The sequence below is a fragment of the Sphingobacterium sp. NPDC055346 genome, from assembly GCF_053645235.1.
In genome coordinates this window covers 952,731-968,524 of sequence record NZ_JBSHMI010000001.1, presented here as the reverse complement: position 1 = coordinate 968,524, position 15,794 = coordinate 952,731, and the positions used below count along the sequence as shown (strand labels likewise).

At 43.2% G+C, this 15,794-nt stretch carries 8 protein-coding genes; 2 read left to right on the top strand and 6 right to left on the bottom strand.

From position 1 onward, the window contains the following. Positions 1-14: 14 nt before the first annotated feature. The 3 genes from ACWICE_RS04135 to ACWICE_RS04125 all read right to left on the bottom strand — a co-directional run bounded on the left by ACWICE_RS04135 (position 15) and on the right by ACWICE_RS04125 (position 6,513). The gene (locus ACWICE_RS04135) at positions 15-686 is read right to left on the bottom strand and encodes a 3-keto-disaccharide hydrolase (RefSeq protein ID WP_093099852.1); all 672 of its coding nucleotides are present in this window, start codon (positions 684-686) and stop codon (positions 15-17) included. A 611-nt stretch (positions 687-1,297) separates the two neighbouring features. After that, positions 1,298-2,860 carry a calcineurin-like phosphoesterase C-terminal domain-containing protein gene (locus tag ACWICE_RS04130; RefSeq protein WP_093100181.1) on the bottom strand — a complete coding sequence of 521 codons (1,563 nt, stop codon included), beginning with the start codon at positions 2,858-2,860 and terminating at the stop codon, positions 1,298-1,300. A gap of 470 nt (positions 2,861-3,330) precedes the next feature. Next, positions 3,331-6,513: a S41 family peptidase gene (locus ACWICE_RS04125; RefSeq protein ID WP_454297710.1), complete on the bottom strand. Its 3,183-nt coding sequence runs from the start codon at positions 6,511-6,513 to the stop codon at positions 3,331-3,333. Positions 6,514-6,739: 226 nt separating this feature from the next. Between ACWICE_RS04125 and ACWICE_RS04120 the strand changes: the two genes are divergently transcribed. Next, the gene (locus tag ACWICE_RS04120) at positions 6,740-7,921 is read left to right on the top strand and encodes an MFS transporter (RefSeq protein WP_185212711.1); all 1,182 of its coding nucleotides are present in this window, start codon (positions 6,740-6,742) and stop codon (positions 7,919-7,921) included. A 4-nt stretch (positions 7,922-7,925) separates the two neighbouring features. Here ACWICE_RS04120 and ACWICE_RS04115 read toward each other — a convergent pair whose 3' ends face one another. Next, a complete protein-coding gene (locus ACWICE_RS04115; RefSeq protein WP_454297709.1) occupies positions 7,926-8,867 on the bottom strand; it encodes a glycoside hydrolase family 43 protein in 942 nt (313 codons plus the stop codon). Positions 8,868-9,069: 202 nt separating this feature from the next. Here ACWICE_RS04115 and ACWICE_RS04110 point away from each other — a divergent pair, with 202 nt between their 5' ends. Continuing rightward, on the top strand, positions 9,070-10,143 hold the full coding sequence (locus ACWICE_RS04110; RefSeq protein WP_454297708.1) for a leucine-rich repeat domain-containing protein: 1,074 nt from the start codon (positions 9,070-9,072) through the stop codon (positions 10,141-10,143). 146 nt (positions 10,144-10,289) lie between these two features. Here ACWICE_RS04110 and ACWICE_RS04105 read toward each other — a convergent pair whose 3' ends face one another. Both ACWICE_RS04105 and ACWICE_RS04100 read right to left on the bottom strand, forming a co-directional pair. Beyond that, positions 10,290-12,266 (bottom strand): tetratricopeptide repeat-containing sensor histidine kinase, encoded by a 1,977-nt coding sequence (locus ACWICE_RS04105; RefSeq protein ID WP_454297707.1) that lies wholly within the window; start codon positions 12,264-12,266, stop codon positions 10,290-10,292. A 147-nt stretch (positions 12,267-12,413) separates the two neighbouring features. Further along, positions 12,414-15,749: a DEAD/DEAH box helicase gene (locus tag ACWICE_RS04100; RefSeq protein WP_454297706.1), complete on the bottom strand. Its 3,336-nt coding sequence runs from the start codon at positions 15,747-15,749 to the stop codon at positions 12,414-12,416. Positions 15,750-15,794 lie beyond the last annotated feature (45 nt).

Below are 15,794 nucleotides of genomic sequence, written 5' to 3'. Positions count from 1 at the left end.
GGTTTAGGTTCGTATTAATTTGGTAGTACTTTTACACGGATATTCTTGAACATCACTTTGCTTCCCGGATCATGTCCCTGCAAAGCAAAAGTCCCGTGAGAGATAAATTGACCGCGTTCGGAATCCTTCTTCAGATTGGGCTCTATATATTCATAAAGCAATTGACCATTGATCAAGATCCTCACCTTTTTGCCCTTCACGATGATATGCTGGGTATACCATTCATTATCGACAGCTGGAGCCTTGTCCACATTCACCACATTATAAAGGCTACCTGACTTCTTCCAGTCCGTATGGGTCAAGTTCACCTGCACCTCGTGGCCAACAGCAGGAAAGCCCTTGACCTGGAAATCCGTGTGGAAATAAATCCCTGAATTGGATTTCGGAAAAGTCATCACATCAACCTTAAGTTCGAAATTCTTGAAGTCGTGGTTGTTCACGTCGCCCTCATAGAATAGATGGGATACATTTCCATTCACCACAATGGCCCCATCCTTTACGCTAAAGGTCTGCGGATTCTCATTGACCTTCCAACCGTTCAAGGTCTTACCGTCAAACAGAGAAATCCAACCTTCATCCTTTTCACTCTGCGTTTGCGCCAAGACAGTACCGGTTCCAAAAAATCCAACCAATAACAGCAAAACCAATCTTTGAATTGGATTTGCACTAATTCTTAATATGCTCATATAAATTAAATTTTAACTTTTGGGTCTATAATACATTGCGGCGCAAAGCTTTAGCAATCAGGTTTATAGACCTAATTTACAAAATAACTGCCAGATTGTTTATACATGCAAGCTTATTTATTGTAACTAATTTATGGGGAAGGGGATTGCGATGGATTTCGGGTTGGAGTCCGCTACCCAGCCGTGTATTTGAACCAAGATTCAAGAGATATGAGGGTAGACCCTGAACGGATTTTGAACCAGGATTATTGGGATGAGATGATGCGCCAAGATTATCATTTATTAGCCGGTTGGAAGGTATCGCGCTCGTTACGGGAATATTGGATATAACCGCTGAATATGGTCGTTTAAAAACAAAATTAAATCGATCAAAACTCTCAGTCCAACCTTATGCCTCATTTCCAATCCTGAACTGACTGTTCAGGATCAAAATGCGCAAAAGCGGTATTCTTGCTTGTTGCAAAACTACCGCTTTTGTGAGTTTTCTTAAAATTTTGAATTTGTCCCTCCCTGCTTTTATCTTTCAAATCTTGGTCAATCCTCCCATCCCGCGCTCCCCGTGAAACATTTTAATTAAAAAATTGAAAAACAGCTACTTAAATAAAATTTACTCACTCCACAACCTCAATTTCTTTCTTCGAAGAATGCGTCCTTCCGAACATATCTACCCCTTCCACTTCGATCACATGTTTACCAGCTTTAAGCTTAGGAAGTTTCAATTTCCAAAGGTGTGCCGATTGAACTGGATCGCTAGGTCTTCTGCCGGCTACCAAGGTATTGGCACCATCATAAGCCAATAGTTCTTTCATATAAGCGGGGTCTTCACCTTCTACCCTGTCCATAATGATCCAATCTGCATTATCGATCCTATAACGAACCTGATCCCTTGCAGAACCCAGGAAAAAGTTAGCATATACATTATAGCGTCCTACATATTTCGCCTTTACGACTGCCGGACCAAATAGACCGATTGTATAGCTATCATCTTTCCCTACGACCTTATAATCAAATTTATAATGGTTGCCATCTATTGACAGGATTGCATATCCTTTTGGAGTACCATCACGCATGGTCGAAGTAGGGATGCCCTGTTCATTCGGAAGGCCAGAATACCAGTCTCCAGAAGTGGTTCCCACATTGTATTCATGGTAAGGTTTGCTCCCTTTCCAGCCATCATCAGCTGTTAGGAAATTCTGTTGTTGATAATGCGTATGTGCAGATAGACCCAGGGTGTTCGGGTAATCCGCTAGGATATCAAATAATTGATTTCTGTCCTCATTACGGAATGATTTTTCATTCTCTTGAAACAGAGGAATATGATAGGCAAGGACAATCAGTTTATCTTTAGGGACAAACTTCAGGTCATTAGCGACGAAATCAATCTGATCTTGTCTCAATCCACCTTGGTAGCCTTTTCCAGTTTCCGGATGCGGATAGATAATATCATCGAGCACGATAAAGTGCGCATTTCCCACATTGAAAGAGTAATTGGCCGGGCCAAAGGCTTTCTCGAAACCCTCATCGGCGTATTTATCCTCTTTGACATCATAGTTCATATCGTGGTTACCCATTACATTGAACCAAGGGAGACCCATCTGGCCGATAGCCTGTTTATAACTAGGGTGCAAGGAAAGATCATCGCCAACCAAATCACCAAGGCTGATTCCAAAAAGTGGACCTTTTCTGGTTTTCGCTTCACTTACCACCCCATTTTTGAAGAATTCCATTTCCTCCGCGGTATATGCCTGAGGGTCACCAAAAACAAAAGCGCTAAAGTTAGCTGGTTCTTCCTTCACCGTTAAGGCAAAATCAATTGATTTTGGAAGAGCACCTGTAGCAGTTACGCCAGGGTATTTCAAAGCTGGAGAACCGTTTGGCTTGTGGATATAATAAAACTTTGGTTGATTATCGGCACCAACAGGTAAGGCATACCCAGAAGGTTTGATGACGAAGATGATGTTGTCGTTTTCAACCGGAATCTGATATTTTCCGTTCTTATCCGTTTGTACGACCTCTTTGCCATTACTGACGCTCACGCCAGCTAATCCAGCCTCTTTTTTGTCCAGACGACCGTTCGCATTAGCATCAATAAAGACAGTTCCCTTTGCCATTTCCTGACCGAAAGCTGTTCCTGTCAATAAACATGCTAGCAAGGACCAATATAATTTTTTCATGTGTTTATGGTTGTTTGCTCCAAACATAGGGTATGAAGTTAAATAAAAGATTAAGACAATGTTAAGTTAATCTTATATTCATGTGTCTTGCACAATATTATAATAATGATTGGCAAGTAAAGCGCCAGTGGATCTTATTCGAGACATATTCCGTATTTTCACAACATGTCTCGGATATGGGTCGAGCAAGAGTAAGAGCGAATGCGCAAATTTTTCAGGAGCAGAAGAAAATTTTGAGATGTATTTTATGTTAAGAAATGCTGCTTGTCAAAGGATTGGGAAGATGGCCTGGAGAATAGTCCGCTCAGGAATTGGATTTATAGTCTTCGTATCCTGACAATTGTTCTAATACGGCAGAATAAACAGCTAAATAATGTATACCCGAATAATTCACTGTGTGTGAGTTTATTCAACAAGAAAGCCCGAGTTAATGATGAACATTACTCGGGCTTTTTATTATTATACTTTGCTTAATTCAAATCTTTTAAGATTTCCTGTACTGCTCTTTCCAGTTGCGGATCTTTATCCGCAACGCGATCCGCTACGGTATTCTTGATGGCGATATCCGGAGCGACACCGGTCAGTTCCAGATCCTTTCCGTCCAGGGTATAACATCCCCACGACGGCAAACGGTAGAACGAGCCATCGACCAGACCCTTCCCTGAGGTAAAGATGATCCATCTATAGGTTTCCGTACCGATGATCTTCCCTAGTTTCAGCTCCTTGAAACCTGCCGCAGTCATTTCTGCATCTGAAAGCGATTGCTCATTGATCAGGAGCACGATTGGCTTTCCGGCTGGCGCGAAATTACTCTGTGGAGAAAGCTTACCGCCACGGTATTGCCATTTAAGGTATGGTCGTTGTGATAGGAACCTAAGCACCTCGTCATGCACATTACCACCGGTATTGTAGCGAAGGTCCAAAATAATAGCATCCTTGTTGTTCTCTTGTTCCGCCATATCGATCAAGAATGATTGCAGCTGTTCCCCGCTCATGTTCTTCATGTGCAAGTAGGCAATCCTATTCTTGCTCAGTTGATCGACCTTGTTTCGGTTGCCTCTAATCCACTCATCGTACAATAGGTCTTTGAAAGCAGCATTGCTCTGCGGACGGATATTGATGACCTCTTCCTTGCCGCCACGGTTCACCGTCAATTGGACTTCATTGGCTAGCGATGGCCAAGTAAAATAGGAGTCACGATCGCGTGTTTTATCGATCTTGTTTCCGTTCACCGCTACCAGCACATCACCCACTTTTAGATTGACATCTTTCTTGGAAGCAGGTCCTTTGGCTACGATATGTGCAACTTTATAAGGATCATTTGCATCATAGGTGACCCCAAGTTCATTCGTTATGAAATTATACTGCTTTCTTTCATCGGTACCAAAAGTACTGAAGCCCATGTGTGAGGAATTCAATTCGCCCAACATATCGTTCAATAGGATCCTTAAGTCCATTCGGTTGTTGATACCCGAAAGGTAGTTCCCATATTTCTTTTTCATCCCTTCCCAGTCAATGCCATGGAACTTCTCATCATAATAGTTCTCTTCGATATTGGCCCAGGTTTCATAGAACATCTGTTTGAATTCCTTGTCCAGGTCACGATTGAATTTGTAGCTGAGACCTACATTATCGAGTCTGTTCTGGTCGATATTATATTTCTGTATGTTTCCATTCACGATGGCAAAGTATTTTCCATCTACTTCTTGTAGACCTTGCAGAGCTCCGTCCAACACCTTTTCGGTTTTGCTGTTGGCAAATGGTTCAAAGGTAATGCGGTAAGTAGCCCATTTCCCTTCATGGTTCGATTGGTAGAATACATAAGTTTTATCCCCTTTAGCAAACAGCAATGGATTGTATTGCGTCCCTCCTTGCGGACTTACCTGGGTGATACGATCAGAAAGGCCTTGAACATCAATGCTAACGAGAACCTTCTTATCATCTTTCTTCTCTTCCTTTTCGGCAGGCTTTGCTTTTTTGTCCTTGCTGTTCTTATCGTTTTTTGTTGTTGTACTATCTTTCTTTACCGTTTCCTTATCGCTTTCCTTAAACATTTCATCGAATTTGCTGAGGCGATAAGGTTCGTCATAATTCTCAAGTGCCATTCTGTACAGGCTGGCATTTTCCATTCCTGTCGGATAGGCAGGCTTAATTCGGTTGCTGGAGAAGTAAATGTACTTGCCATCGGGCGACCATGCCGGCGAAGCTTCTGAAACCCCTGTATTGGTTAGGTTCAAGGTTTTCTTATCAGCGAGATTGTAAACGAAAATATCCTGTTCAAAATTGCGCATCGCAGTAAAGAGGACATATTTACCATCAGGCGAAAAAGTAGGAGAGGAATTCTGGAAAGCCCAAATCTCGTCCTTAACAATGGTTTCACTTTTCAAGCTGGCCAAATCCATCAGGCGTACTTCATCGCGCCCACTCAGGTATGCCGCTTTGGTATTGTCCTTATTAAAGCTGATGTCGCGATTGTTCCGATTGTCCTGGGTAAGTTGTTTGACCTCGCCTTTACCGTCTGCAGAACGGGAATACCAGTTAAGATACCCGTTCAAGGTCTGGTTAAAGATCAAGGTCTTGTTATCCTTCAGCCACATGACCTCAGAAATGCGTTCACCTTGACTTGGCATCTGGCGGACAAACTTACCGTCAACATCGGATACAAATAGCTCGCCCCGCGACACAAACGCCATTTTCTTGCCATCAGGAGAGACATCAAAATTGCTGATATTGCTCTTGACATCAAACTCCTTGGACTTGCCCAATACCTGGTTACGGCTGAGGCTAATGGCCGGTTGGCTGGTTTTCTTGCTGGCAACGTCATAGACAAAGAGTTGATACCCTTTCTCAAAGACCACCGCAGCACCATTGGCAGCGACCTGAGGACTGCGGATAGACTCAGGAAACTGGGTCAAGCCTTGTTTTTTCCCATTGTTGATGCTGTAAAGATTGTATTCGTTATTGCCTTCATCTGAGGCGAAGTAGATCGTTCCTTTGCTGTCCACTGTTGGCCAAAGGTCCTTCCCTTCATAGCTGGTGTATTCCTTATAGGCTTTAGTTTTAGGATTATAGCCCTTGATATCCGGGTTAAATGCGCCTTTATATCGTTTTCTATTGGCTGCGCTGTAGCTTTCCCAAGAATCGGTGAAAAGCAATTCCCCGCTAGGGGTTTCCACCATATTGTGGATATAGTTGAAGAAATGGGGAAAGATACGCTCTGCGGTACCACCATCCTTACTTACCTTGTAGCTGCTGAGGCGATTCTCGCGTCCTGAGGTAAAATACACCTGTTTGCTATCCCAGCTCCACGAATCGACCTCATCGGTAGCTTCGTGGAAGGTAATCTGTTTGATGTTTCCACCAGCCATCGGCATGATGTATACATCCATATTTCCGTTTTGGTTGGAAGAGAAAGCAAGCCATTGCCCATCTGGAGAGATCCTTGGCATAACTTCATTTCCCTCCATTGCCGTTAGGCGCAGAGCGGGACCGCCAGCAGCTGGAACTTTCCAAAGATCGCCCTCAAAACTGAAGACAATCGTCTGTGCATCGGGGCTAAGCGTTGGATTGGACAAAAAGGTTGGTTGAACCTGAGCCTTCAATTGCATGGATCCCCCTAACAACAAGGCTATGGACAATAATGTTTTATTCATAAATTGGGTCAATTTCGAATTGATTCAGAACAAATGTACAATTCAATTTTAGTATTATTAAAACCTGACCCTGGAAATTCCCGACAATAGCCTTGGAATCAAAAAGCACCCAATAAAAACAGGATATAACGATAAGATTAATAAACAGTTATAATTGTGTATTTTTTACACTTATCTATACTACTTATCTGAAAAATGTGCTATTTTTGTTACAAATTTATCAACGATGACATCATTAGGTGAGGCAGGCAACCATGTCTCTCAATCCATGAAAAGCAGGATCCGGTGGGCGGTAGCCTTATTTTACTTTGGTCAAGGTTTGGGCTTTGCGAGTTGGGCAAGCCGTATCCCGACCATCAAAACGGCATTGGGGCTGTCCGAAGCCCAGTTGGGAACCATCTTATTGATGTTACCGATTGGCCAATTGCTGACCATGCCTATTTCGGCAGCCTTGGTCAACAAATACGGTAGCCATAAAATATTGCCTTGGGCGGCATTCCTCTATGCTTTGGTATTGTTGTTCATCGCTTTTTCAACAAACGCCTGGTTTTTGGGTGCTGCACTTTTCCTTTTTGGGGTAACGGGTAACATCTGTAATATTTCCGTCAATACCCAAGGTGTACTCGCTGAAGAGCTGTACGGCCGATCTATTATGTCATCCTTCCATGGGGCTTGGTCCTTGGCGGGATTCACCGGTGCCTTGATCGGTTTGTTGACCTTGAACTTCAATATCAACACCTATGGCCATTTCATCGGGGTTATCGTCCTTTTGACCATCAATATCCTGTTGAACAAACAGTTTTTGGTTCCGGAAGTCAGTACCGAGAAGAAGGAAAAAGAAAAGACCAAGTTTAAACCTGATGCATTGATCGTACAACTGGGTATCATAGGTTTCTTCAGTATGGCAACGGAAGGCGCCATGTTTGATTGGAGCGGTGTGTACTTCAGTGATGTTGTACATGCCCCAGAGAACTTAGTGATCTTAGGATATGCCTCCTTTATGATCATGATGGCAACCGGCCGATTTATCGGAGATGCCATCATCAGTAAAATTGGTAGGCAAAGGACCCTACAGATCAGTGGAATCCTGATGTTCGTGGGGATGTTATCTTCCGTTGTTTTTCCAAACCTTTGGGTCTGTACACTGGCCTTTATGCTGGTCGGATTAGGCGTTGCCTGCAATGTGCCTACGGTTTACAGTGTAACTGGAAAGCATAAGACCATTCCTGCCGGTGTGGCCTTGGCCATGGTTTCCAGTATCTCCTATCTCGGGTTCTTAATGGGCCCTCCACTAATCGGATATGTGGCAGAAATATTTAATCTACGATATTCATTCGCCCTGTTTTCAATGTTCGGCTTCTTGATGTTCATCATGACCAGCCGACTGAAAATCTTTAGGGAGCAATAAAGGCTTAAGGCTTTACGGCCTTAAGCTTGTCCAATTCTTTTCCTGAAATCTTTAATATGGTGCCATGTCTCAGGTCTTTGGGCAGTTCCAATTGATCGCTGATATCGGTCCAAGTCTTGAGGTCCTTTGATTTGATCAGGCCAAAATGATTGTCCATGTACCGGTCGAAATAAACATAGTATTCCCCGTTTATTTTGGCTACGGTGGGTCCTTCTGCCCAATAATCTCCGGTGATCTTCTCGCTGGCATCGCTGTAAGGACCCTCTAAGCTATCTGCAAAAGCAAGTTTTAGGTTTTTCTCGGCCTTAGGTTCGCGGGTTTCATCCTTGATGACCATCATCCAGTTGTTTCCATTTTTCAGGATTGTGGCATCGATCGAGTTGAAGCCTGGATCATAGAGCAGCATGGTTTCCGAGAATGTCTTGAAATCCTTGGTCAGGGTATAGTACATCCGATGGTTATAGCCATTATCCGCCTCTACCTGTGTTTCGGGAAACTCTCCGGTAATGGTGGATGCCCAATAAATCATGTATTCTTTGCTTTCGGGATCATAGGTGACTTCTGGAGCCCAAGAGTTCCGGGTGCTGTCCTCATGTTCCATGACCGGTATATATTGTTGTTCTGACCAATTGATCAAGTCCTTGGAGGTCGCATGGCCAATACCCTTCTGGGTCCAGCTAACGGTCCAAACCATGTGATAGAGACCATCGCCTCCCTTGATGATACAAGGATCCCGCATCAGTTTGTCAGGGCTCAATTTTGGAGTCAGAAAGGAGGCATCGTTCTTTAAGGCCGTCCATTTCAAACCATCTTCACTATAGGCTAGATGCAAGCCATCTTCACCATTTCCCTTAAAATAGGAAAAGATATACGCGGAATCTTGCTGAGCTGTAGCTGATAATGCAAGGCATAAAAGTGCCAGGAAGGAAATTAGTTTATTATACATGGATTAGGTTTTGTGATTACCCAAATATAGTTAAAATAAGCCTTTTTGCAAGGTGTGAACCCCAGTACGCTAAAGAATCATTTATACCAGGGGTTCTGTTTTTTGTCTTGAATAGAAAAATTTCAATATATTTAAGAAACGGGCTATGCATTATTAAAATTTAAGGCAAGCAGCAGGAATCACCTTTAACACCTATGACCGCATGGAAAAATACCTGAAAAAGATAGTTGAAGAGAAGGATACAATCAAGAAGGTTGATTTATCTGAGAAGTGGCTGGAAGAAGTTCCAGAGGTACTCAGGGAATGCAGGATGGTTGAGGAAATTAAACTGACTGGAAACGATATTTACGAAATACCAGATTGGCTCTTTGAGCTTCCCCATTTAAAGAAACTCGATATTTCCTTAAACGACATGGAGACCTTGCCTTCCGCCATAATAAAAGCGAAGGATTTGGAATTCCTTTCTTTTGATTCACCCATCAAGAAGCCTTTGCCGAAAGAGTTGGCACGTTTGAAAAAACTCAAGAAATTGGTGATCCATGAACAGATCTATGGTTTCCCGGATGAGTTCTTTGAGCTTACTTCCCTGGAGGAAATTGAATTTTATACCCCAAAGATAACCAGTATCCCCGACAGCTTTTCGAAGTTGGTGAACTTAAAATCCTTTACATTGACGCAGCTCCTGTTTGAAGGAAAGGCTAAGCCAATTGATTTTGAAGCTGTAATCGAGGTCCTTTCTACCCTTCCAAAACTGGAGAACTTGAGCTTTTCGCTAAGTGGAATGTTGAGCATTCCTGAAAATATCAATAAACTACAAGGACTAAAGGAACTGAACCTAAGTGGTAATGGCATTAAGGTCCTTCCTAAGGCGATTTTTGAGTTGAGTGGCTTAAGACTGTTGGATCTAGGACAGAACGGAATCAAGACCATCCCAGCCGATATAAAAAACCTGAACCAGTTAAGGACCCTTAAAATAAATTCGAATTTCAATCCTCCGATCGATCTCCAAAACCTGTTCAACAGTGTCAAGGAGCTCGCTAACCTACAGGACCTGCAGCTATGGAGCTGCCAGACCAGTATTAAGCTTCCTGAAAACATTGCCGAATGGACTTCCTTAAGAGAATTCGATATTGATAATAATAAGGTAAAGCACCTTCCGGAATCCATGCAGCAGATGACCTGGCTGAAAAAGTTACGCATCAGTACCAATCCTATTCCGGAGGAGGAGAAAGTGAATCTTGTTAAGGCTTTGAAGGGCACAAAGGTGATTGTGTAATGAGGGGGGGGTGGGTTTTGAACCAGGATGGAATGGATGAGAGGATGGGCCATGATCGTGGCGTGGGAAAAATAAAATAACCCTAGATTGGTATTACGCAGTGGAGGGGCGTATTGAATACGCCCGCAATATCTTAAATGTAGCTTTTACACCGTCAATTCAATATTCACTATGGTTCCCTCTTCTGGCATAACATCATAATCCAAACTTCCTTTCATGATGTCGACACGGTTCTGAATATTGTTAAGTCCCATTCCATTGGAGGCTTTTGCTCTTGAAAGGTCAAATCCTTTGCCGTTATCTTCGACGGTGATCAAGATCTGCTCGTCATTCTGGATGCATTGGACCAGGATATGGTTGGCATCTGCATGGCGAAGGGCATTGCTCAGAAGCTCTTGGATAATGCGATAGATATTGACCTGATAATGCTGGTTTAAGTTGGGGTCTAAGCCTTCGGTTTGCAGCTCTATTTTGGTCCTGCTGCTGGAAAGGGCACTGCAGAGATCCGTTAAGGCAACATCCAGCCCACTTCGCAGGAGATTGGACGGCATCATATTGTGGGCAATTCGTCGCAGTTCTATAATGGATCGGTCAAGTTGATCGACGGAACTGTCTATTTCAGGTTCCTGGAAGTTGTTCTGCACGGCAGATAGCTTCATCTTGATGCCAGAGAGTGCGCCTCCAAGGCCATCATGCAGGTCCTGGGCGATCCTTTGCCGTTCCTTGTCCTCCCCTTCCAAAAAGGCTTTTGTCACTTGCAGTTCCCTTTGCTGTTCCAATTCCTTGAACTTAAATTCATTGGCTCTTTTCTGGTTTTTCAGGATATTGTTCAGGTATAGGAAGGCCAACAATAGCACCGCAGCACCGACTGCAAGGAGCAGCACCCAAAGCCTCTGGTTCTTCTGTACCAGCTCGGCAGCCTGTTTCTCTGCCTGTAACTGGGAAATCTGCTTGGCTTTTTCTGCTGACTGATATTTGTTTTCCATATCCAGCATATCCTTTTTGTAATCTGCGGCATGCAAACTATCATTTACCGTGATGTATTTTTGTGACCATTCATAGGCCTCCTTCATGTTTCCGGTATTGGCATAGGTCTCGGCCAAGAGGTTGGCATAGGAATTACGGTCACTAGGCAATAGGGTTGTACTTTTCAGCAGGTCCTGCATCACATCGATAGCTTCCTCATTCCTGCCTATCTTACGCAATAGGTTGAACTTGGCAAATTTTGAACGGTTTATGTAGAAGTTCTCAGGACCGGATCCTTGAAAAGCAATGGCCTTGTCAAAACTGTTGATCGCCTGTACATATTTACCCATCTTTTCATAATAAACCCCTTCGGGAAAATAATAGAACAGGAAAACATTAGATTCAGGATAGTCCTTCAATACTGCATAAGCGGCATCCAAATAGGCTTTGCTGGAATGCAGGTCATTCAGGTATAGGTTGTTTTCAGCAAGTAAGATGGTTACTTCCAGTATGCCCTCCAACTTCGTGATCTCACTTTCGGCAGGAGCTTCCTTGAAGAGTGCAAGTGCATTTTTGAGGTAGTCATTTCCGCGTACCCGTTCAGTCGCGTTTAAAAGACTGGTGGCCACGAATTTATTGGCATTGGCAATGCTAAATTTATCTTTGGATTCCTTGGCATAGGGAAGCGCATGGTTAATGTAGGACTCTAGACCGCCTTTCTCGTTCCCTTTTAGCTGGCTGAGGACGCCACGCATGATCCATAGGCCGCTCAAGGTCTTCTTGGCTTCTGGATCCTGTATGTCTTTTAGCAGGCTGTCACTACGGTTAAGGTTGTTTTCAATCTTGCTCATTTCCTCCAGACCGATACCAAACAGGGCTTCGTTGTAACTGGCTATCCCTTCCAAAAGGTTATTCCCTTGGGCATACTTTACCCCCTGTTCCAGACGCTGCTTGGCTAGGTCCATGTTCCTATACTTCTTGTACATATAGGATAACCGGAAAGCCGTCATCGCTTTGGCACTATCCGTCTTGGCATCCAGGAGTCTCTTTTCCAATGTTTTCAGGTATTCATGGTCTTCATCAATCCGGATAACCAATTGTGAAAAAGCAGATAGGGTCAGGCAGCATAATAAGCAGAGGGAAACAATATACTTCATAGTCAAGGTTGAAAAAACAGCTAGTGCAGTTAATTATTATCAGCTAAATTATTGAAATTAAGGGAAATGTACAAAATAATTGAATCGAAGGAAAATTTAGACCAAGGGATTGTTTTTTCAATTAATTGAAAAACAAGGAGGTCGGTATTAAAGCATGTCTAAAATGTCGGCCTTACTCAATGTGTTGAAGAATGCGTTTTCTGTTTGGATTAGATCTTGAGCCAGCTTGCTTTTCCGCTTCTGTAACTTCAGGATCTTTTCTTCAATGGTATTTGAGCAGATCAAACGCACGGCCACCACATTTTTGGTCTGCCCAATCCTATAGGATCGGTCGATGGCTTGGTTCTCCGCTGCTGGGTTCCACCAAGGATCGACGAGATAGACATAATCTGCTTCTGTAAGGTTCAAACCAACCCCGCCTGCTTTTAGACTGATCAAAAAGATCCGGACTTCCTCGTTGTTCTGGAAGTTGTGGACCTTCTTGCCTCGCTCCTTACTTTGACCTGTTAAGTACTCAAAGGAGATATTTCTTTTTCCCAATTCAGCTCTGATCAAATCCAGCATCTCTACAAATTGGGAAAAGACCAAGATCTTATGTTCCTTAGATTTATTTAGGATCTGTTCCAAAAGGATTTCGACCTTAACCGCATTCTCTGCGGCATGGCCTTTTTTCAATAGCACTGGTGAATTACAGATCTGCCTGAGCTTGGTAAGCCCTGTAAGGACATGCATGCTGTTTTTCTTGATATCCTCATCCTCATTGGCCGATATAAATTCGCGCAGTTCTGTCTCGTAAGCCTCATAGATCTTCCGCTGTTCATCGTTCATTTCACAGTAGATGAGCATTTCCGTCTTCTCTGGAAGCTCCTTGGCCACCTGCTTCTTTGTTCGGCGAAGGATAAAGGGCCTCACCTTTTCCTGCAGCTCAATGGCTCTTTTGCTATACTGGAATTGGTCTATCGGAATGGCATAGGTATCCTTGAAGAATTGCTTGCTCCCCAATAAACCAGGATTAGCGAAGGATAGCTGCCCATAGAGGTCAAAAGTATTGTTCTCAATTGGGGTTCCCGTCAGTACAATCCTGTTCCTAGCCTGTAATAAGCGGGCGGCTTTATACCTTTCGGAGTTCGGGTTCTTGATCGCTTGGGATTCATCCAAGAATATATAATTGAATTTATAGTTCTTTAGGAACCTGATGTCAGAAAGCAGCATGCCATAGGTCGTCAGGACCACATCATGGCCATCAAGTTGATCTATGCTCTTTTCGCGATCGGGTCCATAATGCTTTATTACTTGCAGCGAAGGTGCAAATTTTGCTATTTCATCCTCCCAATTGAAAAGAAGCGATGTAGGAACCACAATCAGGTTGGTTTTTTGACCATGCTTTTCTTTTTGTGAAAGGATAAAGGCCAGGATCTGTATGGTTTTTCCCAATCCCATATCATCGGCCAAGCAACCTCCAAAGTTGTAAGTGTCAAGGAAATTAAGCCAGTTAAGTCCCTCTTGTTGGTATTCCCTTAATTCGGCCTTCAGGTCTTTCGGGGTTGCGACCGGAGTGATCTTCAGTTCAGATGAAAAGTCGCTTTTTAACAATTCGATTTCATGCTGGACTTCCTTGCTCATGATCTCTCTGTCAAACAGATCGGAAACCTCAGAGTAGTTAATCTTCGGTATGGTAATCATTTCCTGGTCTATTTCTCCGATCTGGAAAAAGGCTGCAATTCGCTCGATCCATTCCTCAGGAAGCAGTCCCAGACTGCCATCATCAAGCTGTACATACTTGCCTTTGTTTCGTATGGTCCGGTGAATCTGCCTCAGGGCTGCCTGTTGGTTTCCAAATCCGACCTTCAACTTGGCATTGAACCAGTCCAAGCCGCTGATAATCTCTATCGAGATTTTGGCTTTATGCGAATTGACCCTATTGTTCTTGATTTCACTGAAGCCTAAAATGGAAATATCCTCCTCACGCCACTCATCAAAGACCTCAATAAACCAATCGTCATCCAAGAACTTATCTTTATGCAGATAGAAATAATTCCTTTCCACGACCTGGCTTTCGAAATCCGGATGCTTTTCCATAATGCTGGAAACTAATTTATCCTCTTCTACATAATCCCTTTCGAGCTGAAATACATTGCCGTTTTGATCGGTATCAAAAAGCTGTTTTTTAGAGGTTGTAGGTACTTCTATTTCCCCATATTTCATGACTGGCACTATGGAAATGTAATTGCCGTCCTGTTCGAGATAGATGAGCTTCTGTTGCTCATAGCTCTTCTCTTTCAGCTGTGCAGGGGTCGCCTGCTTGATGTAGCTGTAATTGACGTGAAGGATGTGCTCTAATGGCGAAAGGATATCCTGGAAGAACTCCTCATACTTGTTTGCATGAAGGACCAGGATTTCATTATTGCCCTTGAAAAATTTGATGACCCGCAATAGGTCTGGATTATCGATAAAATAGAGGGTCTTGCGATAATAAAGCAGATAATCGTTGCGGATGTTCAGCTCTTTGAATCCTAATATGTTGTCCTTGAATAGCAATTCACCTGTAATTTCATAGAAAGGCTCTTTTTTAAGGACCGTTAGCCTGATTTCAGCTTGCAGCTGTTCTAACTTTACTAAGGCTAGGGATTTGGGAGAAAGTGATTCGGATACTTTGCTGTCATGGATGTAAAAGTCTAAACCCAAAGGGTTCTTTATGATCTGTTTTAAGGGTTCGGCATCCAGATCAAGTTCATCATCGTTGTATTTATTCTGAAAGCTATGGATCGCCGTATAAAACTTCAGTAGTTCCGGCTCATCAATCTTCCAAACCTGGGCCATGGGATCCATCGTCTCAATAGGATTTTTGATCTTTCCGGCCTTAGTATGATCGGCTTTCATCAATTGAAAGTTCAATTGGCTGTAATACCGGTGTTTGTCAATCAGGATAAAGGGTTTCTTTGTTAAAATATCCTGAGCTGTGGTTTTTAGTTTGACTTGTTTTGGACTTAGACCCTTTGCCATGGCCTGTTTGTCATAGGGCAACAAACCCTGGATCTTAGGCTCTACCGACAGCTTTCCATCCACATAGTGCAGATCAAAGTAGCGGTCTAGAGCGGGCTCATTATCTAAGCCATAAGGCTTTGCATATTGTTTCAATGTCTTTTCCCGAAGATCGGCATCAAAGAAAACCCGGTATTCTTCCTTTTCCAAGATGGCATGTATGGCCTCGCCCTGATGCTCACACATCTTCTTGGAATAGTTTGCACAGGAACAACTTGTTACAATCCGATCCTGCAACTGAAGGACTGACACACTCGGGTAAACAAGGCCCGGAGCAGCCTTCGTAAAGACTCCACAGTTTAATTCTATGCTGACGGGATATATGTTCCTGTAATCCTTGCTGTCCATAAAGCGTGCCCGCTCGACATGCTTGAGTATTTCAAATACGGAAAGCTTGCTGAAATTGTAGGCTGGAAGAATATGTTCTTTATCTATTCCCATGGAAGCGGATTGAATGCGGAAGTAAGGATACGAAAATTTGATCTT

Coding starts and splice junctions, on each gene's coding strand:
- ACWICE_RS04135 (WP_093099852.1), bottom strand. CDS start 686: ATGAGCATATTAAGAATTAGTGCAAATCCAATTCAAAGATTGGTTTTG.
- ACWICE_RS04130 (WP_093100181.1), bottom strand. CDS start 2,860: ATGAAAAAATTATATTGGTCCTTGCTAGCATGTTTATTGACAGGAACA.
- ACWICE_RS04125 (WP_454297710.1), bottom strand. CDS start 6,513: ATGAATAAAACATTATTGTCCATAGCCTTGTTGTTAGGGGGATCCATG.
- ACWICE_RS04120 (WP_185212711.1), top strand. CDS start 6,740: ATGACATCATTAGGTGAGGCAGGCAACCATGTCTCTCAATCCATGAAA.
- ACWICE_RS04115 (WP_454297709.1), bottom strand. CDS start 8,867: ATGTATAATAAACTAATTTCCTTCCTGGCACTTTTATGCCTTGCATTA.
- ACWICE_RS04110 (WP_454297708.1), top strand. CDS start 9,070: ATGGAAAAATACCTGAAAAAGATAGTTGAAGAGAAGGATACAATCAAG.
- ACWICE_RS04105 (WP_454297707.1), bottom strand. CDS start 12,266: ATGAAGTATATTGTTTCCCTCTGCTTATTATGCTGCCTGACCCTATCT.
- ACWICE_RS04100 (WP_454297706.1), bottom strand. CDS start 15,749: ATGGGAATAGATAAAGAACATATTCTTCCAGCCTACAATTTCAGCAAG.